At 64.0% G+C, this 25,291-nt stretch carries 17 protein-coding genes; 9 read left to right on the forward strand and 8 right to left on the reverse strand.

Going from position 1 to position 25,291, the window contains the following annotated elements; all coding sequences use genetic code 11:
• The first annotated feature begins 385 nt into the window (after nt 1–385).
• Complete coding sequence (locus tag HY836_RS07615; RefSeq protein WP_290675139.1) at nt 386–1,000, forward strand: hemolysin III family protein; 615 nt, start codon at nt 386–388, stop codon at nt 998–1,000.
• Here the strand turns inward: HY836_RS07615 and HY836_RS07620 are convergent.
• From HY836_RS07620 to yegQ, 4 genes are all read right to left on the reverse strand, one after another.
• A complete protein-coding gene (locus HY836_RS07620; RefSeq protein WP_290675140.1) occupies nt 975–1,325 on the reverse strand; it encodes a cupin domain-containing protein in 351 nt (116 codons plus the stop codon). The genes HY836_RS07615 and HY836_RS07620 overlap by 26 nt on opposite strands.
• Nucleotides 1,326–1,354: 29 nt before the next feature.
• Nucleotides 1,355–4,081, reverse strand: coding sequence for a TonB-dependent siderophore receptor (locus HY836_RS07625; protein WP_290675142.1), 2,727 nt, complete (start codon nt 4,079–4,081; stop codon nt 1,355–1,357).
• 96 nt (nt 4,082–4,177) lie between these two features.
• A complete protein-coding gene (locus HY836_RS07630; protein ID WP_290675144.1) occupies nt 4,178–5,098 on the reverse strand; it encodes an HDOD domain-containing protein in 921 nt (306 codons plus the stop codon).
• A 140-nt stretch (nt 5,099–5,238) separates the two neighbouring features.
• A complete protein-coding gene (yegQ, locus tag HY836_RS07635) occupies nt 5,239–6,606 on the reverse strand; it encodes a tRNA 5-hydroxyuridine modification protein YegQ (RefSeq protein ID WP_290675146.1) in 1,368 nt (455 codons plus the stop codon).
• A 178-nt stretch (nt 6,607–6,784) separates the two neighbouring features.
• On the opposite strand from yegQ, the gene HY836_RS07640 reads away from it, so the two are divergent.
• From HY836_RS07640 to HY836_RS07665, 6 genes are all read left to right on the forward strand, one after another.
• Nucleotides 6,785–7,330 carry a DUF1016 N-terminal domain-containing protein gene (locus HY836_RS07640; protein WP_290675148.1) on the forward strand — a complete coding sequence of 182 codons (546 nt, stop codon included), beginning with the start codon at nt 6,785–6,787 and terminating at the stop codon, nt 7,328–7,330.
• Nucleotides 7,287–8,789, forward strand: coding sequence for an aminoacyl-histidine dipeptidase (locus HY836_RS07645; RefSeq protein WP_290675150.1), 1,503 nt, complete (start codon nt 7,287–7,289; stop codon nt 8,787–8,789). The genes HY836_RS07640 and HY836_RS07645 overlap by 44 nt, the downstream gene beginning before the upstream one ends.
• A 21-nt stretch (nt 8,790–8,810) precedes the next feature.
• Nucleotides 8,811–9,416, forward strand: coding sequence for a tRNA-uridine aminocarboxypropyltransferase (locus HY836_RS07650; protein WP_290675152.1), 606 nt, complete (start codon nt 8,811–8,813; stop codon nt 9,414–9,416).
• A 151-nt stretch (nt 9,417–9,567) separates the two neighbouring features.
• Nucleotides 9,568–11,421, forward strand: a complete 1,854-nt coding sequence (locus tag HY836_RS07655; protein WP_290675154.1) for a hybrid sensor histidine kinase/response regulator — start codon at nt 9,568–9,570, stop codon at nt 11,419–11,421.
• Nucleotides 11,422–11,589: 168 nt separating this feature from the next.
• Nucleotides 11,590–14,211: a PAS domain S-box protein gene (locus HY836_RS07660; protein WP_290675156.1), complete on the forward strand. Its 2,622-nt coding sequence runs from the start codon at nt 11,590–11,592 to the stop codon at nt 14,209–14,211.
• A gap of 37 nt (nt 14,212–14,248) precedes the next feature.
• Complete coding sequence (locus HY836_RS07665; RefSeq protein WP_290675158.1) at nt 14,249–15,031, forward strand: DUF4239 domain-containing protein; 783 nt, start codon at nt 14,249–14,251, stop codon at nt 15,029–15,031.
• 19 nt (nt 15,032–15,050) lie between these two features.
• Here the strand turns inward: HY836_RS07665 and HY836_RS07670 are convergent, their stop codons facing one another.
• Genes HY836_RS07670 through HY836_RS07685 form a run of 4 tightly spaced genes read right to left on the reverse strand, consistent with a single transcriptional unit; the run spans nt 15,051 to nt 18,401 of the window.
• The gene (locus HY836_RS07670) at nt 15,051–15,269 is read right to left on the reverse strand and encodes a SlyX family protein (RefSeq protein ID WP_290675160.1); all 219 of its coding nucleotides are present in this window, start codon (nt 15,267–15,269) and stop codon (nt 15,051–15,053) included.
• Nucleotides 15,270–15,289: 20 nt separating this feature from the next.
• Nucleotides 15,290–16,249 (reverse strand): hypothetical protein, encoded by a 960-nt coding sequence (locus HY836_RS07675; RefSeq protein ID WP_290675162.1) that lies wholly within the window; start codon nt 16,247–16,249, stop codon nt 15,290–15,292.
• A gap of 2 nt (nt 16,250–16,251) precedes the next feature.
• Nucleotides 16,252–17,751 carry a bifunctional aminoglycoside phosphotransferase/ATP-binding protein gene (locus tag HY836_RS07680; protein ID WP_290675164.1) on the reverse strand — a complete coding sequence of 500 codons (1,500 nt, stop codon included), beginning with the start codon at nt 17,749–17,751 and terminating at the stop codon, nt 16,252–16,254.
• Between the two features lie 17 nt (nt 17,752–17,768).
• Nucleotides 17,769–18,401 (reverse strand): bifunctional 2-polyprenyl-6-hydroxyphenol methylase/3-demethylubiquinol 3-O-methyltransferase UbiG, encoded by a 633-nt coding sequence (locus HY836_RS07685; RefSeq protein ID WP_290675166.1) that lies wholly within the window; start codon nt 18,399–18,401, stop codon nt 17,769–17,771.
• A 215-nt stretch (nt 18,402–18,616) separates the two neighbouring features.
• Here HY836_RS07685 and HY836_RS07690 point away from each other — a divergent pair, with 215 nt between their 5' ends.
• Nucleotides 18,617–18,904: a hypothetical protein gene (locus tag HY836_RS07690; RefSeq protein WP_290675168.1), complete on the forward strand. Its 288-nt coding sequence runs from the start codon at nt 18,617–18,619 to the stop codon at nt 18,902–18,904.
• A 153-nt stretch (nt 18,905–19,057) separates the two neighbouring features.
• Nucleotides 19,058–25,282 (forward strand): Ig-like domain-containing alpha-2-macroglobulin family protein, encoded by a 6,225-nt coding sequence (locus HY836_RS07695; protein ID WP_290675169.1) that lies wholly within the window; start codon nt 19,058–19,060, stop codon nt 25,280–25,282.
• Nucleotides 25,283–25,291: the final 9 nt, after the last annotated feature.

Here is a 25,291-nt window from a genome sequence, read left to right on the forward strand (position 1 = left end):
CAGCCTTGGTCAGGGTGTGCTTGTCAGCCAGGTGCTGGATCAGATCGGTCTTGTTCATAAGTCGAAGTTCGAGTTGCACCCGCAATCGTCGGGCAAGCTATTGTGCAGTATTCATGGGGCTTGTGAAGTGTTCTGTCTCAAGGTGAGAGGGTGTGATGTTGGCCAGAAGTTCACGTTTGGCCGTGTTACGGGTACGGGTTTGGCCCGATCGCTCAACGCCAGCTGCCCATCAGAGGCACGTCAAAGAGTTGCTCGCAGGCAACGAATCTGCATGAGCGCAGCCAGCAGGGCTCGCCATGATCTGGCGCAATGAAGCCTGAGCCCTGTCATCCGGATGTCGCGCATCGGGCGTAGCATCGGCCCACCCCCATCCAGCAAGGCCGACATGTACCACGGTGAGCGATTGAACAGCGTGACCCATCTGCTCGGGCTGGCCCTGGCGGTGGTGGGCTCGGCCGTGCTGGTGGCACAAGCCGCTGAAGGCGGCGATGCCTTGCGGATCATTGGCGTGAGCGTGTTTGGCCTGACGATGATCGTGCTGTACGCGGCTTCGTCGCTCTATCACAGCGTGCGTGGCGCCAGCAAGGAGATGTGGGCCAAGGTCGATCACTGCGCCATTTACCTGCTGATCGCCGGCACCTACACGCCTTTCACCCTGGTGACGCTGCATGGTCCGCTGGGCTGGAGCATCCTGGCCTTCGAGTGGACGCTGGCACTGGTGGGCATCGGCAAGGAGTTGTGGTGGGGCCGCGAGACCGTGCCCTCGGTGCCGCTGTACGTGCTCATGGGCTGGTGCGGCATCGGTGCAGCCACGCCCTTGATGGATGGCCTGCACGACCAGGGCTGGATGTGGCTGCTGGCCGGTGGCCTGCTCTACACCGTGGGCATCGTGTTCTATGTGCTGGACAAGCGCCTCAAGCACGCCCACGGCATCTGGCATCTGTTCGTGCTGGGTGGCACGGCCAGCCACTTCTTCACGGTGTGGCGTTTTGTGGTGTGATGCCCGCCTCGCGGATGGTTTCATGCAGATGCACGGCCAACCAGAGCGCGCCTTGTGAGGCACTGAGCACGGTGTGGGGCGTGGCCGAGGGGATGAACACGTAATCGCCCGCCTGAAGCGCCAAGCGCTTACCGGCGATATCGAGCTCGGCTTCGCCCTGCAACAGCAGCACCCATTCGTCCTGCGCTTGCAGGTACTGCTGTGATTCAAGCTTGGACGAACTCACGATGCGCTCGATGACCAGGCCCTTGTGGCGCAGCAGCGTGTCAAAGCGCTCGCCCTCTTCGGGGGACGAATCGAAGGAGAAGATGTTGCCTGTTTGCATGGTTGGCTTGGCGTGAAGGCCGGGAATGCTTAAAAGGACAAACGCGCTTCCAGGGTCAGCATGCGGCCGCGGGCGTCGTAGTAGCGCTCGTCGTAACCGATCATTTGCCCTTTGTTCGGGCTGCCCTGGTTCAGCGACAACGGGGGCTTCGTGTTCAACAGGTTGATCACGCCCGCCGTCAACTGCCATGAGGCATCAACGCGCCAGCTTGTTTGCCAATCCCACAACAATTGGCCGGGCTGCTTGAGTCGCAGGCTCACCGGATCCCCCTCGGGCTGCCCATTGGCATCCAGGGGTTGAACACGAGCCGGCGCATCTTCAAAACCGGATTGATATCGCGCCGTCAGGCTGTGTGTCCAGCCCGCCCGGATCAAGCTGGTTCGCCAACTTGCACGCCACTTCAGACTGGGGCTGCCGTACAAGCCATCCCCAATATTGCTGAACCAGGGGCCGCCTGGATACAACTGGCTGTCCTCCCTCAGCAGCAGCGAAGTCCTCAATTGACTGTCGATCAAGCCAAACGACGTGCCGCGGCGAACTGTCGCGTCCAGATCAAGTCCCGCCGACATCAACTTGCTGAGGTTGTACGGGCTGCCCGACAAGGCCAATTGCGCGCCACCGTTGCCCGGTACTGTCGTCCACGTGCTGAGCGGCACCGCCAGCGGGTTGCCAAAAGCGACGTTCTCGTCCACGACGCCGATGCGGTCGTGAATGTGCACGGCCCAAAGGTCCAGGCCCACGCTGTGGCCCGCGATGGGCTCCACGCGCAAACCCAAGGTGGCTTGAATGGATTTTTCTGGCTGAAGCCGGCTGTTGCCGCCTGCAACCAGCGGCAAGGAAGCCGCCGCATCATTCAATGAACAGGGCTGCGCGCCCAGTTGCACAGCCAAGGTCTGCAGTGCAACGGTGCAGTCGTAGGATGTCGCGGTCACGCCGTCGGAACTGCCCGGCGCCGTCAACTGTTGCAGCGTCGGTGTGCGCAGCCCCGTTCCCAATGAGCCACGCCACATCCACTGTGGGGATGGCCGCCAACGAACATGGGTCTTGCCCGTCCAGGAGGAGCCCGCGCGTTCGTCATGGTCGCCCCGCACAGCGCCGCCCCAATCGACGGTAGGCGACACAGGCGCCAGCAACTCGGAGAACACGCCCCAGCTTAGACGAGACGCAGCAGAAGGAATCAACGCGACATAGCTGTTGGCACGCAAATCACCATCGCCTTGCGTTGCCAAAGTACCCGCAGCAGGGTCTGACAGCAGGCCCTGCGCAAACAGACTGGGGTGAAATGACAAGCGCTCCTGGCGAACGTTCGCACCCAGCGCCCATTTCAGTGGGCCGCCATCCAGCGGCAGCAGGTCCTTGGAGGCCACGCCCTGCCACTCCAGCAAGGTCGATCGACCAGAAAGCCAATTGCCGTCATACGCCTGACGACGCAATGCAGCCAGACCCGCAGATGTTTGCGCTCCAGGCAGCGCGAGCGGGTCGAACACCCCACCATCCATCAAACTTTGCGCGGCATTCTGGCCAATGGCACCAGAGATGTCACTGCGTTGCTGGCTCACCGAGTAAGCCACACCGTGCTGCCAATTCCAATCGCCAACCCGTCCGTCTTGACGCACGGCGAGATGTCCTAAAGAGGAGGTGTCCTCAAAGCCTCGCCGCCCCATGTCCACGAAACGATACAGCGCCCATGTATCCGTCAAACCAACCAAGGCGGGCATGGGTGCCAGATAGGATGTCACGAGGCTGCGCGTCCACAGCGCGTCCACCTGCAATCGATGCCCTCGCCCCATGTCGCGGGTATAACTGGCCATCAAACTGTCCTGCACCTGAGCAGGTATCAGATCCACGTCGGCGGCGTAGTTATAGAGGCAGGTGTCGCCATCGACGTACTGGCCCTCAGGGCAAGAACCGCGTCTGTTGAAGTAGTGCCCGTCGTACTCGGTTGCGGGCGCGGTGAACAGCATCGCGCCGGCGTCTGCCACAAATGCATAAGCCTGCCCGGCATGTGAGAAATTGAACGCAGCCTGGCGCGCGTAGTCTCGCTGCGTGGCACGCAAGGCTGATCGACGCATGGTCGACACAGCCAGGTTCAAGCTCTGCCCTTGCTCGTCCAGGCTGCCCACGCTCTTGAGCGCACTGGCGCGCCACTCCCTGCCGCCACCTTTAGGCAGCGTCCAGCCCACCGTGGCCTCGTTCGCCTCGCCATCGCGGCGCGTGATGATGTTGACCACGCCGCCCAATGCATCGGCGCCGTACAAGGCAGATGCGCCGTCTGTCAGTACCTCAATGCGATCGACCATGGCCAGCGGGATGGTGTTGATGTCCACACCAGGCAGCGCCCCGCTACTCAACTGCCCACCAAAGGGCGCCACGCGCTGCCCGTTCAGCAACACCAACGTGTAGGCATCCCCCAGGTCATGGATGGACACGCTGGCGTAGCCACGCGAATCATTGCCCACCACCGATGTTGTGGGCACCGCGCCCTGCATGGCAGGCAATTGCTGCAGCAACTCAGTGGTGGTACGCGCACCGGATCGGTCGATCTCGGCGCGCCGAATCACGGTCACCGGCAAGGCCGATTCGGCATCGATGCGGCGCAAGGCCGTACCCGTGATCTGCACGGCTGGCAGGCGGTCGGCTTCGCTGTCGGGGGTGGATCGCGATGGCGCAGTCTGGGCGAGCGCTGCGGTGGCCATCGAGGCGCACAACAGGGCAACGGCCCATGCCACCGCCTGGTGGGGGCAGGGTCGGTTCACGGGCGGGCTTTCTGGGCAAGGTCAAGCTGAGCTGCGAGTGTAGGCGCAGCTCAACCCGGCCCGCAGGCCGCCAGCCCTTCAGCTTAGGGGGGCGCTTCAGCCCTCGTCGAGCAGATCCCCCAGTTCGACCTGCCACCCCGCCAGCTCATCGCCCGTGATCTGCAACCACGCCAGCGCCGCTTCCGAATAAGTCTTCCAGTCGGCATCGGGCTCCAGCCCTTCGTGCTCACGCATCAGGTGGTCGGCAATGAGGCCGGCGGCCAGCAGGTTGTGGATGTCGCTGTCGATGCGGCTTTCGCCCAGGCTGCCCAGGTCGTGGTGCAGGCGGATCGAGGCGATCACCAGCGGGTGCATGCGCCAGGCGCGCGCCACCAGGGCGCCCACCACGGCGTGGTCGGTCTTGTGGTTGGCGTTTTCGGTGGCCACGAAAGAGCGGTCCTTGCGGGCCATGGCCTCCACGAGCGTGCCGGTGTAGCCCTTGCAGCTTTGCACCATCACGGCCATGCCGGCGTGGCAGAACAGGCCGAAGGTGTAGGCCACGTCGGGTGACATGCCCGGCAGCTTTTGCGCCAGGTAGGCCAAAGCCGTGGCACGCTTGCCAGCGCGCTCCCAGAAGCGCGCCAGGTGCGGGCTGTTGACCTTGATGGCCCGTTGCGCCAGAAAACCCGTCATCACCGCCGCAGTCTGGTCCAGGCCCAGGCGGTTCAAGGCCTGGCCGATGGTCTGCACCGGTTGGCCTGCGGCATACAGCGGGCTGTTGGCGGCCTTGAGCAAGGCCATGGACATGCCCACATCGCTGGTGGCGATCCGCGATACCTCGTTGAGATCGGGCTCGGCAGCGCTCAAGGCCGTTTGCAAGCGCGCCAGCAACTCCGGATAAGGCGGAAACACGATGCTTTGCATCGGCCCGCTATGGCGGAGCTGGTCCAGCACCTCGATGACGGAGGTGGCAAAGGCGCTGAGTTTGGCCTGGCTGTCTTTGGCCGGCGCGGCGGTGGCAGTGGCGGTATCGGTCATGCAGGGCGATAGAAGACAACACAAAGGTGAACCGTCATCTTCGTCTGCCAACGCCCGAACTGAACGCCACCGCCTCACCCCGCCGTGAGCTTCGGCACACTTTCATCCGCTCGATGGAGGCGAAGCGCCCCCACCCCGGATCAACCCAACATGCGGGCGATCAAGGCACCCCGGTATTGCTCCGCCAGGGGGATCCGCACATGCAGCGGACTGCCTGGCGCCACTTCGATGGGTTCGCCGTCCATATTGCGCATGGCTTCCAGTTTCACGATCTGGTTGCCGGCCGGGTGGATGACCTCGATGGTGTCGCCCACGGCAAACTTGTTCTTGACCTCGACTTCGGCCCAGCCGTCTTCGATGCCGCGCACTTCGGCCACGAACTTGCTGCGCTGGAACTCCGAGTGCCCGGTGATGTAGTTCTGATAGTCCTGCGCGGGGCGGCGCTCCAGGAAGCCTCCGGTATAGCCCCGATTGGCCATGCCTTCGAGTTGCAGCAACAGATCCGGGTTGAAGGGCTTGCCGGCCACGGCATCGTTGATGGCCTGGCGGTAGACCTGGGCCACGCGCGCCACGTAGTACAGCGACTTGGTGCGGCCTTCCACCTTGAGCGAATCCACCCCGATGGCCGCCAGACGGGCGACGTGCTCCACGGCGCGCAGGTCCTTGGAGTTCATGATGTAGGTGCCGTGCTCGTCTTCCATGACGGGCATCAGCTCGCCGGGGCGCTCGGATTCTTCCAGCAGGTAGACCTGATCGGCCGCCGGGTGGCGCTGTCCATCACCGCAGGATGAGAAAGCCCTGTTGGCCTCTTCCTGCTCCTTGCCGAAGTTGAAGTCGCCTTCCAGCTTGATGGGGATCACCTCGCCCGTGTCCGACATCTCGGAGCCCGTGTGGGTCTTGTAATCCCAGCGGCAGGCGTTGGTGCAGGTGCCCTGATTGGGGTCGCGGCGGTTGAAGTAGCCCGACAGCAGGCAGCGGCCCGAGTAGGCGATGCACAGCGCGCCGTGCACGAAGACTTCCAGCTCCATGTCCGGGCATTCCTGGCGGATCTTCTCGATCTCGTCCAGGCTCAGCTCGCGCGACAGGATGATGCGCTTGACACCGATCTTTTCCCAGAACTTGACGGTGGCGAAATTGGTGGTGTTGGCCTGCACGGACAGGTGCACCGCCACCTCGGGCCACTTCTCGCGCACCATCATGATCAGACCGGGGTCGGCCATGATGATGCCGTCGGGTTTCATGGCGACGACGGGTTCGATGTCACGCAGATAGGTGCGGACCTTGTCGTTGTGCGCCAGCAGGTTGCTGGTGACGTAGAACTTCTTGCCGCGCTGCTTGGCCTCGGTGATGCCTTGCTGCAGCTGCTCCAGCTTGAATTCGTTGTTGCGGGCGCGCAGGGAATAACGCGGCTGACCGGCGTAGACGGCATCGGCGCCAAAATCGTAGGCGGCGCGCATCTTGTCGAGCGAGCCGGCGGGCAGGAGCAGTTCGGGAGCAGGGCGTGTCATGGGGCGTATTTTCACGCATGAACCTGTGCGACGCCACCTCGGGCTCAAATGTCCCTCGCCATGGGCGCTTGCCCGCCCAACAGGGTGATCGCACCATGTGAAAGAAGGGGCACGCCACTGGCATACTCAAAAGAGGACATGCCCCGTCCGGCTGGCCATTTCAGGATATGAATCGCGCATGAGCACCCCCGTCGATCCCGGCTTCGCCGAAGTCTTGCAACTGATTGCCAGCGCGCGGCTGCGGGCGGTACAGGCCGTCAACACGGCACTGATCGATTTGTACTGGCAAGTGGGCGCCATCATCAGCCACAAGATCGAGACGGCTGAATGGGGTGAGGGTGTGGTCAATCAGCTGGCCGAGCACATCGCCAGCACCCATCCTGGGCTTCGGGGCTTCACCAGGCCCAACCTGTACCGCATGCGGCAGTTTTATGAGGCGTACCAAGGCCAGGACTTGGTCTCACCACTGGTGAGACAACTGCCCTGGACACACAACCTCATCATCCTGAGCCAGGCCAAACTACCCCAGGAGCGCGAGTTCTACCTGCGCCAGGCAGCCCAGGAAAAGTGGAGCAACCGAGAGTTGGAGCGGCAGTTCGAATCGGCCTTGTTCGAGCGCACCGTGCTGCAGCCAGCAAAAGTCTCACCAGTGGTGAAATACACCCACCCAGCACCTCAACATGCCTTCACAACAACAAGCCCGAACCGCGCCCATGCTCACTGACAACGCCACCGCCGCCCTGGATCAGCTAGAACCCAGCGCCGTCTGGGCTCACTTTGCCACGCTGTGCCGCATCCCGCGCCAGTCCAAGCAGGAGGACGCCCTGCGCGAGCATCTGCGCCAGTGGGCCGAAGGCCTGGGGCTGGGCACCCTGGTGGACACGGCCGGCAACCTGATCATCCGCAAACCCGCCACAGCGGGCCGAGAGGGCACGCCCGGCCTGGTGCTGCAAGGGCACCTGGACATGGTTTGCCAGAAAAACAGCGACAGCACCCACGATTTCAGCCGTGACCCGATCCGCCCCGTGCTGGAGGGTGGCTGGGTGAAAGCTGAAGGCACCACCCTGGGCGCCGACAACGGCATGGGCGTGGCCATGATCATGGCCTTGCTGGCCGACAAGACGGTCGCACACGGCCCGCTGGAAGCGCTGTTCACCGTGGACGAAGAAGCCGGCATGGGCGGTGCGCAGGGCCTGCAGCCCGGTTTGCTGCAAGGCAGGCTGATGCTCAACCTCGACACCGAAGAGTGGGGCGAGTTCTACCTGGGCTGCGCCGGCGGCATGGACGTGAACGTGCAACGCCCCGGCGTGGCGCAGCCCCTGCCCGCCGGCCACGAGGCCTGGCGCCTCAGCCTGACGGGCCTGCGCGGCGGGCACTCCGGCGTGAACATCCACGAAGAGCGCGGCAACGCCATCAAGCTGCTGGTTCGGATACTGGCCGATCTGAACGCCCGCCAGCCACTGCGCCTGGTGGCACTGCAAGGCGGCACCGCACGCAATGCCCTGCCGCGCGAGGCCTTTGCCGTGATCGCGCTGCCCGCTGGTCAAGCCGCAGCGCTGACGGAGGCCCTGGGCCGCTGGCAGGCCTTGCTGGCGCAGGAGCTGGAAGGCGTGGAGCAAGGCATCAAGCTGCAAGCCGAGGCCGCATCGGCCAGCCACATGCTGCACGAAGCCGAGCAAGCCATCTGGCTGCGCAGCCTGCATGCCGCCCCGCATGGTGTACGCCGCATGAGCCAGCGCGTGCCGGGCGTGGTTGAAACATCCAACAACCTGGGCATGGTCGACCTGGGCCCGCAAGGCGGCAGTTGCAACTTCATGGTGCGCTCGCTGCGTGACAGCGGCAGCCAGGCCCTGGCCGACGAGATCGTGAGCCTGTGGGCGCTGTCTGGCACCAGCGCCGAGCGATCCGGCACCTACCCGGGCTGGACGCCCAACCCCGATTCGCCTTTGCTGACCTTGTGCCAGCAGGTATACCAACGTGCGTTCCAGAGCGACTCCCGCGTGCAGGTGATCCACGCCGGCCTGGAGTGCGGCATCATCGCGGCCAAGTACCCGGGCATGGACATCGTCTCGTTCGGCCCCACGATCCGGGGCGCCCACGCTCCCGGCGAGCAGGTGGAAGTGGCCTCGGTGGGCCGCACCTGGCAACTGCTGCAGGCCATCGTCTCGGCCATCGGAGCCTGAGTGCCTGGTGATGGCCTCGCCTTGAACGCACCGCGCCGCCTCCTGTGCGCGCGATGTGATCGCCCGCAAAGCGCCTGCATCTGCACCTGGATCACACCCACCGCCAACGAAGCCCGCGTGCTGATCCTGCAGCATCCGCTGGAAGTGAAGCAGGCCAAAGGCAGCGCCAGGCTGTTGCAGCTCAGCCTGCAACACGCCGAACTGCAGGTGGGCGAGACCTTCGATCCAGACAATCTGCATAGCTGGCTGGCGGCAGACGAAACCCGCACATCGCACACGATCTTGCTCTACCCGGCCCACCCCGACTTGCCTGCCCCCACCGTCGACGTGAGCAAGGCGCATCCATCGCAGATCAAGCTGGTCGTGCTGGACGGCACCTGGCGCAAGAGCCTGAAGATGCTGCACCTCCATCCTGCACTCCAGGTGCTGCCGCGCATGGCCCTGAGCCCCGATGCGCCATCCCGCTACCTGATCCGCAAGGCCCACCGCCCGGATCAGCTGTCCACGCTGGAAGCCACCTGCATGGCACTGGCTGAGCTGGAACACGCACCAGATCGCTACACCCCATTACTCACGGCCTTCTCGTCATTTGTGAGCGATCGCTTGCACCACAGTCAACACGCATAACCACGCGAAATCAGAGGTCTTTCAGGCGCGCCCTTGCTGGCTCTGTTCTACTGGTTCGGCTGTACGTCGTATTGGTTGCCGTAAACGCCCACCTTGCCTCTGCAGCACCGAGGCGAAGGTGCCTGACACCTCGCGTCTTTCCGCCTTCGCCATGCCTGAACAGCTCACCTGGCGTGCCAGCCAGCTACCCGTGCAAGCTGACGTTGCGCGTGAGAACCAGAAAGTACAAGGCGCTCGCTTGCACATACGCAGCAGCCTGATCTGGCTGGTCGCTGCCTGCATGCTGCCAGGCATCTTGCTGAGTGCCTGGTTCATCGTCTCCGATTACCGGCAACACAAGGCGCAGGCCATCCAAAATGCCATCGCGATCGCACGCGCTGCCACGGCCAATCTGGACCGCGATCTGGCCGGCACATCTGCTGCGTTGCGCGTGCTGGCCACCTCCAGCGCGCTGAACAACGATGACCTGGCGACCTTCTACACCCAGGCGCTGAACGCGCTGCCCTACCAGGCGGTGTCCAACTACGTGTTGATCGATGAGGCCGGCCGTCAGTTGCTCAACACGCTCAAACCCTGGGGCAGCCCACTGCCAACGGTTGGCGGGCCTCCCCAGTTGGGACGCATCTTCGACACGGGCGAACCGGTGCTCACCGATGTGTTCATCGGCCCCGTGACCGGCAAACCCATCCTGGCACTCGGCGTGCCGGTCAAACGCGGCAAACAAACGGTGTACAGCCTCAATGCCGGCATCTTCCCGGAACGCATCGCCAAAGTACTGTTGTCCCAGAACCTGCCGAGCCACTGGATCAGCGCCGTGCTGGACAGCAAGGGCCACATCGTGGCACGCACGCACGAGATGGACCGCTTCGTCGGCAAGCCAGCCGTACCAGACCTGATCCGCATGTCCAGGCAATCATCAGAAGGGGTGCTGGAAACCATCACACTGGAGGGCATCCCGGTGATCACGGCCTACAGCCGCTCCCGCGTATCGGACTGGTGCGTGGCCGTGGGCATCCCGCAGGCGCAGTTGACCGCCGAACTCAAGCGCTCGCTGATTACCCTGCTGATAGCCAGCATGCTGGTGTTCGCCTCGGCACTGTGGGTCGCGTGGCGCCTGGCGGTCACCCGCGTGATGCAGCCCGCCAACGAACTGCTCAAGCGCATGCAGGCCATCGCGCAAGGTCAGGAACCTGGCCCGGTTGATGTTCGCCATACCCCGCAAGAGTTCATCATGCTGGAGCACGGTTTCGCGGACATGAGCAAACGTCTTCGCGAACGCGAACAGGAACGCGACGCCAAACTGGCCGCCGAAGCCGCCAACCGAGCCAAAACGGCCTTCCTGTCGCGCATGAGCCATGAATTGCGTACGCCGCTCAATGCCGTGCTGGGCTTCACCCAGGTCCTGCAGCTCGACCACGGCGATCCCCTCACGGAACGCCAGCGCAACATGATCGGCCTGATCGACAGCGCAGGACAGCATTTGCTGAGCATGATCACCGACGTGCTGGATTTCTCTCGCATCGAGTCCGGGCAGTTGCGCATCGAGTTCGAACGGGTGGATGCCAGCAGCCTGGTCCAGGAGTGCCACCACATGATGGCCGCAGAGGCCAGCCAGGCCGGCCTGCAACTGATCGTCGCCGTCGACAGCCCGAGCGGCGCCGTGCGCGCTGACCGCACGCGCCTCAAGCAGGTCCTGCTCAACCTGTTGAGCAATGCGCTCAAATACACCCGTCCGGGCGGGCATGTCACGCTCAGCCTTCAGCGGCACGGGAGTCAGCTGCGATTTGCCGTGCAGGACACCGGGTTGGGCATGTCACCCGACCAGCTCACCCACCTGTTCGAACCCTTCAACCGACTGGGGCGACACCACAGTGACAAACCGGGCACCGGCATCGGCCTGGTCATCTGCAAGCAACTGCTGGCGCTGATGAGCAGCGAACTGCAGGTTCGAAGCGAACCCGATCAAGGCAGCACGTTCTGGTTTGACCTGCCCGAGACCCCTTGAACGACGCGCCCTGCTGTTGCATAGTCCCCCCAGCCAAGCCTGATTTGGTGAAGGGCGCTATTCCGCTTGAATGACCCTTTCGCTATCCTGTGTATCCCGATGCGGTGCCTGAGCCTTTCTGGTGGCTGCATACCCGCGCGTTGACGGCCGTCAGGCCAGGGAGGCTGCATGCGTCTTTCTCAGCGTCAAACGTATCAGCATGGCACCAGGGTGGACGCCTTGAGCGACATACGGCATGAACGTGTAGATCTGTCGGCGCTGATGAGTGCCATCCCTGACCTTGTCTGGGTGAAGGATCTGGATGGCGTCTATCTCGCCTGCAACCCCGAGTTCGAAAAGTTCTTCGGCGCCCGGGAAGCGGACATCATCGGCAAGCGGGACCATGATTTTGTCGGGCTAGAACAAGCTGAGTACTTCCGCCAGAGTGATCTGGCCGCCATGGCAACCGGGCGCTCGCACACATCGGAATCGCTGATCACCTATGCCAGCGATGGGCGCCAGGTGCTGGTGCAATCGGTCAAGACGCCACTGTTCGACGCGCACGGCCTCCTCTACGCTGTCGCCGGCGTATCCCGTGACATCACAGCCCTGCGACAGACTCAACAGGAACTCAAGAAGGTCAACCGAGCCTCTCGCCTGCTGGCTGAAACCAGCAGCATGCTGATTCACGCCGCCACAGAAGACGACCTCTTGCATCAGGTGTGCGAGCTCGCTGTCAAAGAGGCTGGCTACCTGATGGCATGGATTGGAGAAGGCCGCCACGATGAGATTCGTACCGTCCATCCGATTGCCTGGGCTGGTGGTGCATCCGACTATCTGGGTGGATTGCGCTTTTCATGGGGCAACGACGAACGTGGCCATGGCCCCTGCGGCACCGCCATCCGCACGATGCAGCCCGTGTGCAACCAGAACTTCCTGACCAACCCGGCCATGGCCCCCTGGCGTGATGCGGCGCTTCGGCATGGCTTTCAATCGTCCGCCGGACTGCCCTTCAAGCTGGACGACAACAAAATCGGCGTGCTCTCGCTCTACGCGGCGGAGCCTGATGCCTTTCAGGCTGACGAAATCGACCTGTTGACCCGGATGGTTGGGACGCTGAGCTATGGTCTCAATGCCACCCGCGCTCGGCACAGCCGGGACCAGGCGCTGACGGCGCTCAAAGAAAGCGAGTTCATGTTTCGATCCCAGTTCGATCTGGGCAACATCGGCATCAACATCACCACGCCGGACAAACGCTGGGTGCGCTACAACCGCCGCTATTGCGAGATGCTGGGGTACACCGAAGACGAACTTCGGCAGATGAAGTGGGAGCACCTCGTCCACCCGGAAGACCGGGCCGCGGCCCTGGCAAGCTACCAGCGGCTCCTCAACGGTGAGGTTGATCACTACCAGATGGACCAGCGCGCCGTGCGCAAGGACGGACGCATCATCGATCTGACCGTCTCGGTGGCCAGCTACCGTGCGGACGGACAGACCCAACTGGTCATCGCCTCGCTGCTGGATGTGACCGACAAGCTGCAGACCCAGCGCGAGTTGCAGCAGTATCGACAGGAGCTCGAACAGTTAGTGTGCCAGCGTACGCGGGAGCTGGAACAGGCCCGCAACGAGGCCGTCAAGGCCAACCAGGCCAAAAGCACCTTCCTGGCCAACATGAGCCACGAGATACGCACCCCGATGAACGCCATCATCGGCTTGCTCGCGCTGCTCAAGCGAGACGTCACCGAGCCTGTTCACGCGCAGAGGCTGGAGCAAGCCGACGCTGCATCTGCCCACCTGCTGCAGATCATCAACGACATCCTGGACATCTCCAAGATCGAAGCGGGGCGCCTGACCCTGGCAGAACGCGACTTCGACTTGCGCGATGTCGTCGCCCATGTATTCGACATGGTGCGCGTGCGCGCCACACAAGCCAAAGTGGACTTGGTACAAGACCTCGACCCCTCCCTGCCCAAGTACCTGCATGGCGACGACATGCGCCTGCAGCAAATCTTGTTGAACTTTGCGAGCAACGCCGTCAAATTCACCGAAAGAGGCAGGGTGTCACTGTCGGTCAAACTGGTGAAACCGACCGAACACGATCGCAGTGACCAGACGTGGTTGAAGTTGTCACTGGAGGACACCGGCATTGGCATTGCCCCCGACAAGCTCGATGACCTGTTCAAGGCCTTTGAACAAGTCGACCGCTCTTTGACCAGGCGCTATGGCGGCACCGGCCTGGGTCTGGCCATCAGCAAGAGGCTGGCCGAGCTCATGGGCGGGCGCATTGGCGTGCGCAGCCAGCCCGGGTTGGGCAGCAGCTTCTGGGTCGAACTGCCCTTCTCGCCAGCCCGACAAAGCCCCGGTGACCCCGAAGCGCGCGCGCGGGCCCTGCAACCCTTGCGCCTGGATCAACTCAAAGGCCTGCGCGTGCTGCTGGCAGAAGACAACGCCATCAACCGGCTGGTGACCATCGAGGGGCTGGCCGGCTCGGGCATCGAGTTCGACGTGGCCCTCAATGGCGAAGAAGCTGTGCTCAAGGCCAGCCGCCATCAGTACGACCTCATCCTCATGGACGTACAGATGCCCCTGATGAACGGGCTGGAAGCCACGCAGTTGATACGCCAGCTAGCCGGATACGGCGGCACGCCCATCCTGGCCATGACGGCCAACGCGTTCGAGGAAGACCGCCGTGAGTGCCTCGCGGCGGGCATGACAGATCACATCAGCAAGCCCATCTCTCCACATTTGCTGCAAGAGCGCATCGCCCACTGGGCGGGCATGTGTCCCGGCGACAGGCCGCGCGACAGCTGAGGTCTAAACTGAGAAAAGGATCACTCCGAACCGCTCCATGATTCCCAATAGCTGGCACACCTACGATCAATACGGCTACGCCCTGGTGGCGATAGTGGGCACCTTCGCCGCGGTGGCCATCATCCAATGGGCGATTCAGCATTCACGCTGGGCGGAGTGGGCCCGCACGCTGCACGGTGTGGCGCCGCCGTTCATCAACATCATCGGTGTGCTGTTCGGCCTGACCTTGGCTTTCCTTGCCAATGACACCTGGAGCGCCCACGATCGAGCGATGCAGGCGGTCTACAAGGAAGCGGATGCCCTCCAGAGCATCCATACGCTGTCCAACAAGCTGCCCTACACCTTGCAGACCCAGACGCGTGATGCCCTGCTGTCCTATGCCCGTGCCATCGCAGAGGAATGGCCTCAACTGGCCAGACGCCACCAGAGCCGAGAAGTGCGCCAGCGAGCCGACACGCTGATGAGCCTTTTGTCCAGTGATGAAATGGCCAAGGCTGCAGGCAGCAATGTGCAGTCATTGATGCTGCACAAGGCCAGCGAGCTGCGTGACGAGCGCAACCAGCGCGTCGGCCTGAGCCAGACGCACGTCAACCCGCTCAAGTGGCTGGGCATGGCCTTCCTGGGGCTGTTGACGCTGATGTCCGTCGCGGTGGTGCATGTGGACAACCCACGCGCGGCCTTCGTGGCCATCATGCTGTTTGCGCTGGCGGCCGCCCCCACGGCTGCCATCGTGCTGATCCAGGGCAACCCGTTTCAGGAACCCACGGCCGTGACAGCGGCACCGATCGAACGCGTCATCCTCGACATCACGCCCCACTGAAGCTCGCTGCGAGCCACGATCAGTAATGCGGCGGCAACTCGTCGCGCAAACTGCGGAAGCTTCCCTGGCTGGTATCGGTGGACTGCTGGCGCAACTGCAACACCTCGCGGATCAGCATGTCGATCTGCTGCTGTTGGCGCACGATCAGCTGATTGAGATCCTCCACCAGATCTTCGGTGAAGCTGGCCTTGATCTCCAGATCGGTCAGGCGCTTGTCGATGAGGTCGCTTTGTTCCATGCTGCTATTGGACATGATATTCACGCACCCCAGGCAGCCTCGGCAAACGCCTGAATGAAACGCGACAGCAAGTCGGAGGGCAGGGCATCGATGCCCGCCGCCCGTGCCCGGCCATTGCCGCCAAAGGTCTGGCACACGGCTTCAGCGCCCGACGGCCTGTTCAAAGGCGCCCTTACGCTGACCGAGTAGCTGCCGTCGGCCTGCTGGCGCAGCACGGCATGGGCCCGATCCGGCTGTGCGTTGGCCAGTTCGTTGGCGAGCACACCCATCACGCGCCGGGCCCAGGGCGCATCGGGCAGGCACAGCACCTGCGCGCCAGGCCCCTGCCACAGAGGCTGAAGCGATGCCGCCTGCTGCAGGTCGGCCTGGCGCTGCGCGTCCAACTCGTCGATGATCGGCTCGGCTGCCAGCATGTCCAGGGGATCGCGGTAAGCCTGCATGCAGCGGTACAGGTGCTGCGGGGCCAGCAGCACGTCCAGTTCAGAGTCACCGTAGGCGTTGTAGTTGATGGCTTCACCCATGCGCTGGAGCGCCGCACGCGCCGGCGCATCGAAGCCGGAGGCCTTGGCCAGCGCATCGGCCACCTGCGCGAGGTTGTCGCCATAGGCGCCCACCAGCGCCCAGGCGCGGCTGGCGCCATGGATCAGGCGATCCACCAGCAAGCTGGTGCACACATCACGCCCCAGGTCCACATGGGCAAGCAACAAGGGGTGCTGAGGGACCTCGCCCGTGGCGTGGTGATCGACATAGCGAATGCGCACGCCTCGCGCCAACAGCGCATGCAGGGCGGCCTGGTTGCGCTGCATGGACAGGTCAAACACATTCACCTCGTCGCCCGCGCGCGCCTGGACGCGGCTCAGCAAGGTGATCTCGCGCTTGAGGCCGGTGATCAGGGTGGCCTCGGCCGGCTCGAACCAGCGCCATTGCACCGTGGCACACAAGCCATCGGCATCGCCATTGCAGACATCGAAGCGCTGCATGATCAGACTGCCTTTCCTGGCGGTGCCATGTTCAGCCAGCGACGCGTCAGATCGGCGGCCGACCAGGTCTGGCGGGCATCCACATCCAGCGCTTCGGGGCCTTCTTCAGGCAGCAAGGCATCCCCGCCATGGGCCTGCCTGGCCAGCACCGCCAGATCGGCTTCGGAAGGGTCTCCACCTTTGGCCTGCCGGTGCTGGATGCGCTCCTGCAAGACGGGCAAAGGGGCGTGGCAATGCAGGATGGCGAACGGCACGGCGCGGTCACGCGCCAGTTGCCTGAAATGGGCGCGCTCTGACGCATCGAGAAAAGTCGCATCCACGATGACGGGGTAGCCGCACGACAGGGCCAGTGCGGCCAGTTCGTGCAATCGCGCGTAGGTCGCTTGCGTAGAAGCACGGTCGTACTGCCCCGTGCCCAGCAGTTGCCTGCGGATCACATCGGAGCGCAGACGCACGGCACCCGCGGCCATCAACATCGGCGCAGACACATGACTCTTGCCCGAGCCGGACAGCCCATGCGTGATCAACAGCGCAGGCCGCGTGGGCTCGATCAGCTGCAAAGCCAACGCGAGGTAATCCGGCCCTTCGGCCGCAGGTGCCCGATCCTGATCCGCTTGCTGATCCTGGCGCAGTCGGGCCACCAGTGCCCTCACCAGCGCCCGGTAGACCAGGTAATAGCGCAGGACGGGCAAGCCGGCATGGTCACCACGGGCATCCAGATACGCGTTGATGAAGCGCCAGGCCAGGTCGGCGCGCGCATGCGCCATCAGGTCCATGGCCAGAAAGGCGATGTCGCTGAGCCCGTCTATCCAGCGCAGGGCAGGGTCGAACTCGATGCAGTCAAAAGCCGTGACCTCGTCACCCAGCACCACGGCATTGGCCAGATGCAGGTCGCCATGGCCCTCGCCGACACGGCCTTGTTCCTTGCGCTGCTGCCACAGCGGCTGCAAGCGGCGCGCCTCATCCTGCAACCACGGCTGCAGCCGGGCGCAGGCATCCTGGCAGCCATGCTCGGCCAGGCCCGTCAGCAGCACGTCCACCGGCTGGGTGATGCCCTGCGGGCTGCCCCAGTCGGTATCAGGCCCTGCGACGGCGGCCTGCGCATGAAACGCCGCCAGGCGCCGGGCCAGTTTATCCAGATGCACGGCCTGCAGGGTGTCGGCGGTCAGGTGCTCGCTGAGCAGGGCGCCAGGTGCGAACTGCTTCATTTGCAGAACGTACTCGAAGGGCTGGCCTGTGCCGTTCAGAACCGGTGCGGCGGCAGAGCCGGTGAGCGCGTGCACGCCGAGGTAGATGTCTGGCGCCAAACGGCGGTTGAGCTGCAACTCGACCTCGCACAGGTGCTGGCGCGTGCGCAGCTCACTGAAGTCCAGAAACGACAAATGCACGGGCTTCTTGATCTTCCAGGCACATTGCCCGTCCAGCAGCACCCAGGAGATGTGCGTCTCGACCAGTTGCGCGTGCCACTGTTGTTGCAGGGTGCGAACCAGTTCGAGCGACATGGCGGTATCTCCCTTGCTCACGCCACTGGCTTGCGCCACACACTGGCCAGCCAGGGTTGTTGATCACGCGGCAAGCCTTCGGGCCGGTAGTAGTGCGTCAACTCGACAAAACCGGCGCCGATCATGAAGGCGCGCCAGCCTGCCAGCTCGTGGTACGCGCCATATCGCCCGGCCTGCCAGCCTTCCTCACCTTGCCCGCGGGGGTTGGAGCTGAACAATACACCGCCCGGCCTCAGCGCCGCATGCAAGTGGGTGAGCACCTGCGGCAAGGCCTGGCTGGGTACGTGGAACAAGGATGCATTGGCAAAAATGCCGTCGAAGCGGGCCGCAGGCAGGTCCAGCGCCAGAAAGCTCTGCTCCAGCACCTCGCAACCACTGTGTTCGCGGGCCATGGCGGCGAAGCTGGGCGTGCCTTCCAGGCCCGTGGCACGGTGCCCGAGCAGGGTAAAGGTTTTCAGATCTCGACCGGGGCCGCAGCCAAGGTCCAGGATCTCGAACGGAGCCATGCCCTGAATGTGGCTCAGCAGGGCGCGGATGTTCTGACTGACATCGTGGTCACGCGTGCCCTGCCAGAACTGCGCCGCTCTCGCTTCGTAGTACGCGATGGTGTCTGACTCGATGCGCTGCAGGATGTCCGGTGTGAGGTCCATCCCTTCATGGTGACACAGGATGGGGGGATGACCTACGAAACCCATCGCCTGCCCAGGCAACCATGAAATTCCGGACAAAACAGGGCTTGCCGAAAAACCCGTTGACGACACACTACGCCGAGCGGTACTCCTTCACGCTCACGCCCGTTTTATCGCGTCAGCCCCTGTGCCCAGGGGGCCGGCTTCGCCCCACAAGACCCCTCGTATCTGGGACCATGTCTCAAGCCAGCTCAAACCTGACTGACATGTGGATACCTGACTCGATTTACAAAAAACTGCCCGCGCTCTACGCCGCAGCTGGCGTAGCGCTCCTGCCTGCATTCGGCATCACCGGCCCCAGCGTGCTCAGTGCCGCCATGCTGGTCACGGCTGGCGTGCTCACCGCCTTGTGGCGTTACAAGCATCGCCAAGCCACCGAAGCCGACTCCACCCTGACCCACAAAGATGAATGGGCCCAGCGGCGCGAGCGTCGGCTGGAAGCAGCGCGCATGCGTGGGCATTGAATCAGCACGCGACAGCACCAGGCAGCCTGGTACGCCCTGCCACCATCCTCTTTAAGGGGGTTGGTATCCCCACACGCCCAGGCGTGACCCCGCCGTATAGTTTCGCGATCGCTGGATGCCCATCATCCAGCCGCCAAACAGGGGAAAAGCGCCATGCGCTCGTCATCAAACAAGCAGGATCGTCATCAAACCGGCCGTCTGTCCATGCTGGCAGGGCTGGCCATGGCCGTGGCCTCGGTGGCCGTCATCGGACACGCTCTGGCCGTGACGGTGCAGACCATGTCGCCCCAGGGCGAGGTGGCCAAGGTGCGCCAGGCCCGTGTCACTTTCTCGGATTCGATGGTGAAGTTCGGCGACCCGCGCCTGCCTTCGCCGTTCGATGTCAGCTGCCAGAACGACAAGCCCGTCACCGGTACCGGCCGATGGGTGGATGACAAGACCTGGGTCTACGACTTCACGCAGGATGTGCCCGCCGGCACCCGCTGCGGCATCAAGCTCAGCCAAGGCGTCAAGGCCTTGAGCGGCGAAGCCGTCACGGGCGACACGCGCTTTGCCTTCAGCACGGGCGGCCCCGCGGTGGTGCGCGCCTACCCCTCGCCCGGCGAATACAACAAGATCGAAGAAGAGCAGGCCTTTGCCCTGTTGCTCAACGGTGCGGCGACCCAGGCCAGCATCGAAAAACACGCCTATTGCGAAGTCAGCGGCGTGTCTGAACGGCTACCCGTGGCCGTCATCACGGGCCCCGTCCGCAACGACATCCTCAAGGCCGTGAGCCTGCTGCCCCAGCAGGAACGCGCCGTGGTGCTGCGCTGCGCCCGCCCCTTGCCGCCTGATGCCAATGTGAACCTGGTGTGGGCACGCGGCATTGCCACGCCGTCCGGTGTGCCCAACTCGGCAGACCGCAAGCTGGACTACAAGGTGCGCCCGCCGTTCACGGCCAGCTTCACCTGCGAACGCGTCAACTCGCGATCCGACTGCCTGCCCATCCGCCCGATGCGCATCGAGTTCTCGTCGCCGGTGCCGCGCAAGCTGGCCGAGCGCATCGTGCTCAAGTCGTCCGATGGCGAGCACAAGCCCCTGGTGGAGCAGAACCGGGGCGAGACCGAAGAGCGCCTGGTGGGCGTGGAAAGCGGCGGCATCCGCAAGTGGTTCCACTTCTTCACGCGCAACAAAGGCGAGGTCAAGATCGACCCGTCCGAGAGCGCCGTGAGCGCGGTGGAATTCAAGCCCGACTTCCCGCCCACGGCAGCCGTCAGCATCGAGATCCCGGCTGATCTGAAGGATGACTCGGGCCGCGGCCTGAGCAACGCCAGCGCCTTCCCGATCAAGACGAAGACGGCCGACTCCCCGCCGCTTGCGAAGTTCCCGCGCGCCACCTTCGGCATCCTGGAGCTCAACGCCGAGCCCACGCTGCCTGTGACGGTGCGCCATGTGGAAGGCGATCTGGCTGTGAAGGGCTTGCAGGCGGGTGCCGATGTGGCCAAGGCAGATCAAGCCAAGCCCGCGCACGGTACAGCGCCCTCTGGCAAAGTCAAGAAGGCCAGCGCCGTGCGCGACCTGACCGTGGTGGATGACGCCGCCATCATCGACTGGCTGGCCATGGTCAAGCGATATGACGAAACCAACCGACGCCGTGAAGAGGTGGAGTCAGAGCTGGGTATCAAGCTGCCGCCACCGCCTGTCAAGGCCAAGCAGAAGAGGCAGCGCAAGGCGAACCGCTATGGTCAAAGCGATGAACAAGGTGAATACGACGATAACGAAGAGCAACGCGACTACAGCCCCGAAGCCCAGGGCCTGGTGCAGACGCGCACCGTCAGCCTGCTCAACAAAGAAAAAGCCGCCAAACGCCTGAGCCTGCCCAGCCAGGCCAGGACCGACCCACATCCCTTCGAGGTGATCGGCATCCCCATGCCGCAGCCTGGCTTCCATGTGGTTGAGATCGAATCGCCCCGACTGGGCAAGACCTTGCTGGACCGCGATGCCCCCATGTTCGTGCGCACCAGCGTGCTGGTCACCAATATGGGCGTGCACTTCAAGTGGGGCGCGGTCAACTCCGGTGTGTGGGTGACCACGCTGGACAAGGGCAAGCCCGTGCCTGAGGCACAGGTGCAGATCTCGGATTGCCAGGGCCAGGTCGTGTGGAAGGGCCACACCGACAAGAACGGCTTTGCCATCGTCAAGCAGGAGCTACCCACACCGCGCTGGGGCTACTGCCAGGGCTACGAGACAGGCCGTGAAGAGGGCTACTTCATCAGCGCCCGCAAGATCGACGACAAAGGCCGCGCCGACATGTCCTTCGTGTGGTCTACCTGGAACGATGGTATCGAGTCCTGGCGCTTCCACGTGAATAACGTGGGCCATGACACGCAAGAGCCGCAACGCTTTCACACCGTGTTCGACCGCACCTTGCTGCGCGCCGGCCAGACCGTGTCCATGCAGCACCATGCCCGCGCCGAGCAGCTCACCGGCATGCGCCTGCTGCAGGGCAGCGAACTGCCCGACGAAGTACGCATCGTGCACGAAGGCTCGGGCCAGGAGTTCAAGTTCCCGCTGAGCTGGCGTGATCAACGCCATGCGGACACCAGCTTCAAGATCCCGGAAGACGCCAAGCTGGGCACCTACAGCGTCTCACTGCGTCGGCCCGGTGGGCATCGCGGCCATGTGAGCACGGGCTCCTTCCGCGTCGAAGAATTCCGTCTGCCCGTGATGACAGGGCGCCTCATCGGCCCCAAGGCCGCGCTCATCCAGCCCAAGGAAGTGCCCATCGGCCTGCAGATCAACTACGGCAATGGCGGCGGCGCGGCGGGCTTGCCCGTGCGTGTGTCTGCCCAGTTGGGTGAGGCCGACATCAACACCGCCTTGCGCACCAAGCGCTTCCCCGGCTTCAGCTTCCAGCCACCACGCGCCCCGAGTGACCCGAATGCACGCGGCTTCTTCTCGGAAAACTATGTGGACGAGGACGACAACGAGACCTCGCAACACACGCGCGACGATCGATCCAAACTGGTGGCCGACAAACTGGCCGCCACCCTGGATGCCAAGGGTGCGGGCAACGTGACACTGAGCAAGCTGCCCGAGGTGGCCACACCGCGCCAGTTGCTGGTGCAGGCCACGTATGCCGACCCGAACGGCGAAGTGCAGACACTGAGCCAGACGCTGTCTGTGTGGCCCTCGGCCATCGTGCTGGGCCTGCGCACGGATTCGTGGGTGTCGGTCAAACAGAAGGTGGCCACGCAGGTGATGGCGCTGGACACCAACGGCAACCCTCAGGCCAATGTGAGCGTGAAGGTCAAGGCCGTGGTGCACCGCACCAGCTCCACGCGCAAACGCCTGGTGGGCGGCTTCTACGCCTACGACAACCAGAACGCCGATGAAGAACTGGGCGAGGTCTGCAGCGGCACCAGCGATGCACGCGGCCTGGTGCTGTGCGAAGCCGAGATGAGCACCACGGGCGAGGTCGAGCTGATCGCCGAAGCCAAGGACAGCGGTGGCCACCTGGCCCGCTCCGCCGCCTCGGTGTGGGTGACACGCCAGGGTGAAGTCTGGTTCGGTGGCGACAACCAGGACCGCATGGATGTGATCCCCGAGCGCCGCAACTACGAAGCCGGCCAGGTCGCCAGGTTCCAGGTGCGCAGCCCCTTCCGCCATGCCACAGCCCTGGTGGCCATCGAGCGCAACGGCATCATCGAGACCATGACGGTCGAGCTCAACGGCAAGGACCCGACCATCGAGGTGCCTGTTAAAGCCGAATGGGCACCCAACGTCTACGTGTCCGTATTGGCCGTGCGAGGCCGCATCCGCGAAGTGCCTTGGTATTCCTTCTTCACCTGGGGCTGGCGCGCGCCCACCGAGTGGTGGCACGCCTACCGCACCGAGGGCCAGCAGTACCAGGAGCCCACGGCCATGGTCGACTTGTCGAAGCCTGCTTTCAAGTACGGCATCGCCGAGATCGAAGTGGGCATGGGCCCGCACACCCTCAAGGTGGAGGTGCAACCCGACAAGACCAGCTACCCCATCCGCGCCAACAGCCAGGTGCGCGTGAAGGTCAGCCTGCCCGATGGCACACCTGTGCCCGCCGGCACCGAAGTGACGCTGGCAGCGGTGGACGAGGCCTTGCTCGAACTCAAGCCCAATGACAGTTGGGACCTGCTCAACGCCATGATCAAGCAGCGAGGCTATGGCGTGGAAACCGCCACCGCACAGATGCAGATCATCGGCAAGCGGCACTATGGCAAGAAGGCCGCGCCAGCAGGTGGCGGCGGGGGCGACTTCCCGGCCCGCGAACTGTTCGACACCTTGCTGCTGTGGAACCCCCGCGTGGTACTCGATGCCAAGGGCGAAGCCGTGGTCAAGGTGCCCTTGAACGACTCACTCACCAGCTTCCGCATCGTCGTGGTGGCCGATGCCATCAAGGGAGACAAGGCCGCACTGTTCGGCACCGGCCACGCCAGCATCCGCGCCACGCAGGATCTGCAGATCCTCTCCGGCGTGCCACCGCTGGTGCGCGAGGGTGACCAGTACACCGCCATGTTCACGCTGCGCAATACCACGCCCAAGCCGATGGACGTGGTACTGAATGGCCAGGCCGGCAACGCCCTGCCAGAGCAGCGCGTGCACATCGAGCCCAATGCCGCCGCCGAGGTCAGCTGGGACGTGACCGTGCCCTTCAACATCCCGCAGGTGGAATGGCAGGTGAGCGCCCAGGGTGGTGGCGCACAAGACCGCATGAAGTTCACGCAGAAGGTGGTTGAGGCCGTGCCTGTGACGGTACAGCAGGCCACGCTGATGCAGCTGGACAAGCCCATCAGCATCCCGATTGCACCACCGGTCAAGGCCTTGCCCGATGGCAAGGGCGCCCTGCGCGGCGGCATCGAAGTGGGCTTCAAGCCGAAGCTGGCCGATGGCCTGCCGGGTGTGCGCGACTTTTTCAGCCGCTATCCCTGGTCTTGCCTGGAACAGAAGGCCTCGATCGCCATCGGCCTGCGTGACACGGGCTACTGGCAAGCCATCGCCGGCCAGATCCCGCTGTACCTGGACGAAGACGGCATGGCCAACTACTTCCCGCCGGCTGCGGGCTGGCACAACACGGGCAGCGACTCTCTCACGGCCTACCTGCTGTCCGTCACCGATGAAGCCAGCAAGCTGGGTTATGACTTCCACATCCCGCCCGAGACGCGCGACAAGATGGAGCGCGGCCTGATCGCCTTTGTGGAAGGGCGCATCAAGCGCGACTTCTGGATGCCGGCCTTCCTCAAGAACGGTGATCTGGATGTGCGCAAGCTGGCGGCACTGGAAGCGCTCAGCCGCACCGGCCGCGTGCAGCCCCGCATGCTGGGCTCGATCCAGATCCTGCCCAACCAGTGGCCTACGGGTGCCGTGATCGACTGGCTGATGGTGCTGGAGCGCGTGAAGGACATCCCCGATCGCGACAAGCGCCTCAACGAGGCCGAGCAGGTGCTGCGTGCTCGCTTGAATGTGCAGGGCACGCGCCTGGGCTTCTCGACCGAACGCGATGACAGCTGGTGGTGGCTGATGAGCAATGGCGACGTCAACAGCGTGCGCATGATCCTGGGCGCGCTGGACAAACCCGCCTGGACCAGCGACATGCCCCGCCTGGTGACCGGCACGCTGCAACGCCAGCAGTTCGGGCGCTGGTCCACCACGGTGGCCAATGCCTGGGGCTCGGTGGCCATCGAGGCCTTCTCTCGCAAATTCGAGAAGGACCCGGTCAGCGGCACGTCGCGTGTGGGCTTCGAGCCTGGTGGCAATGCACAGGCGTTGAACTGGGCCACACAAAGCACGGGGGCTACGCTGGCCCTGGGCTGGCCCACGGGCTTTGCCGTGGGTGGCAACAAGGCCTCGACCGCCGTGAAGGTCACGCATGAAGGCACGGGCAAGCCCTGGGTCACCTTCACCAGCAAGGCGGCCGTGCCGGTGGTCACGGCGTTCAGCTCGGGATACCGCATCACCAAGACCATCACGCCGGTGGAGCAGAAGGTCAAGGGCCAGTACAGCCGCGGTGACGTGCTGCGCGTGCACCTCGACATCGACGTACAAGCCGATGCCACCTGGGTCGTGCTCAACGACCCGGTGCCCGGCGGCGCCACCATCCTGGGCAGCGGCCTGGGCCGTGACAGCCAGATGGACACCAACTCGGAGAAGGAAGACGACCGCGGCTGGCTGGCCTACAAGGAGCGCAGCTTCGAGGCCTACCGCGTGTACTACCGCTACCTGCCCAAGGGCTCGTTCAACATCGAGTACACGGTGCGCCTGAACAACCCGGGCAGCTTCGGCTTGCCGCAAACGCGCATGGAAGCGATGTATTCGCCCGAGATGTACGGCGAATCGCCCAATGCGGCGGTGGTGGTCAAGCCTTGATCGGCCTGC

The organism is Aquabacterium sp., assembly GCF_016234775.1.
Classification (GTDB): Bacteria; Pseudomonadota; Gammaproteobacteria; order Burkholderiales; family Burkholderiaceae_C; genus Aquabacterium.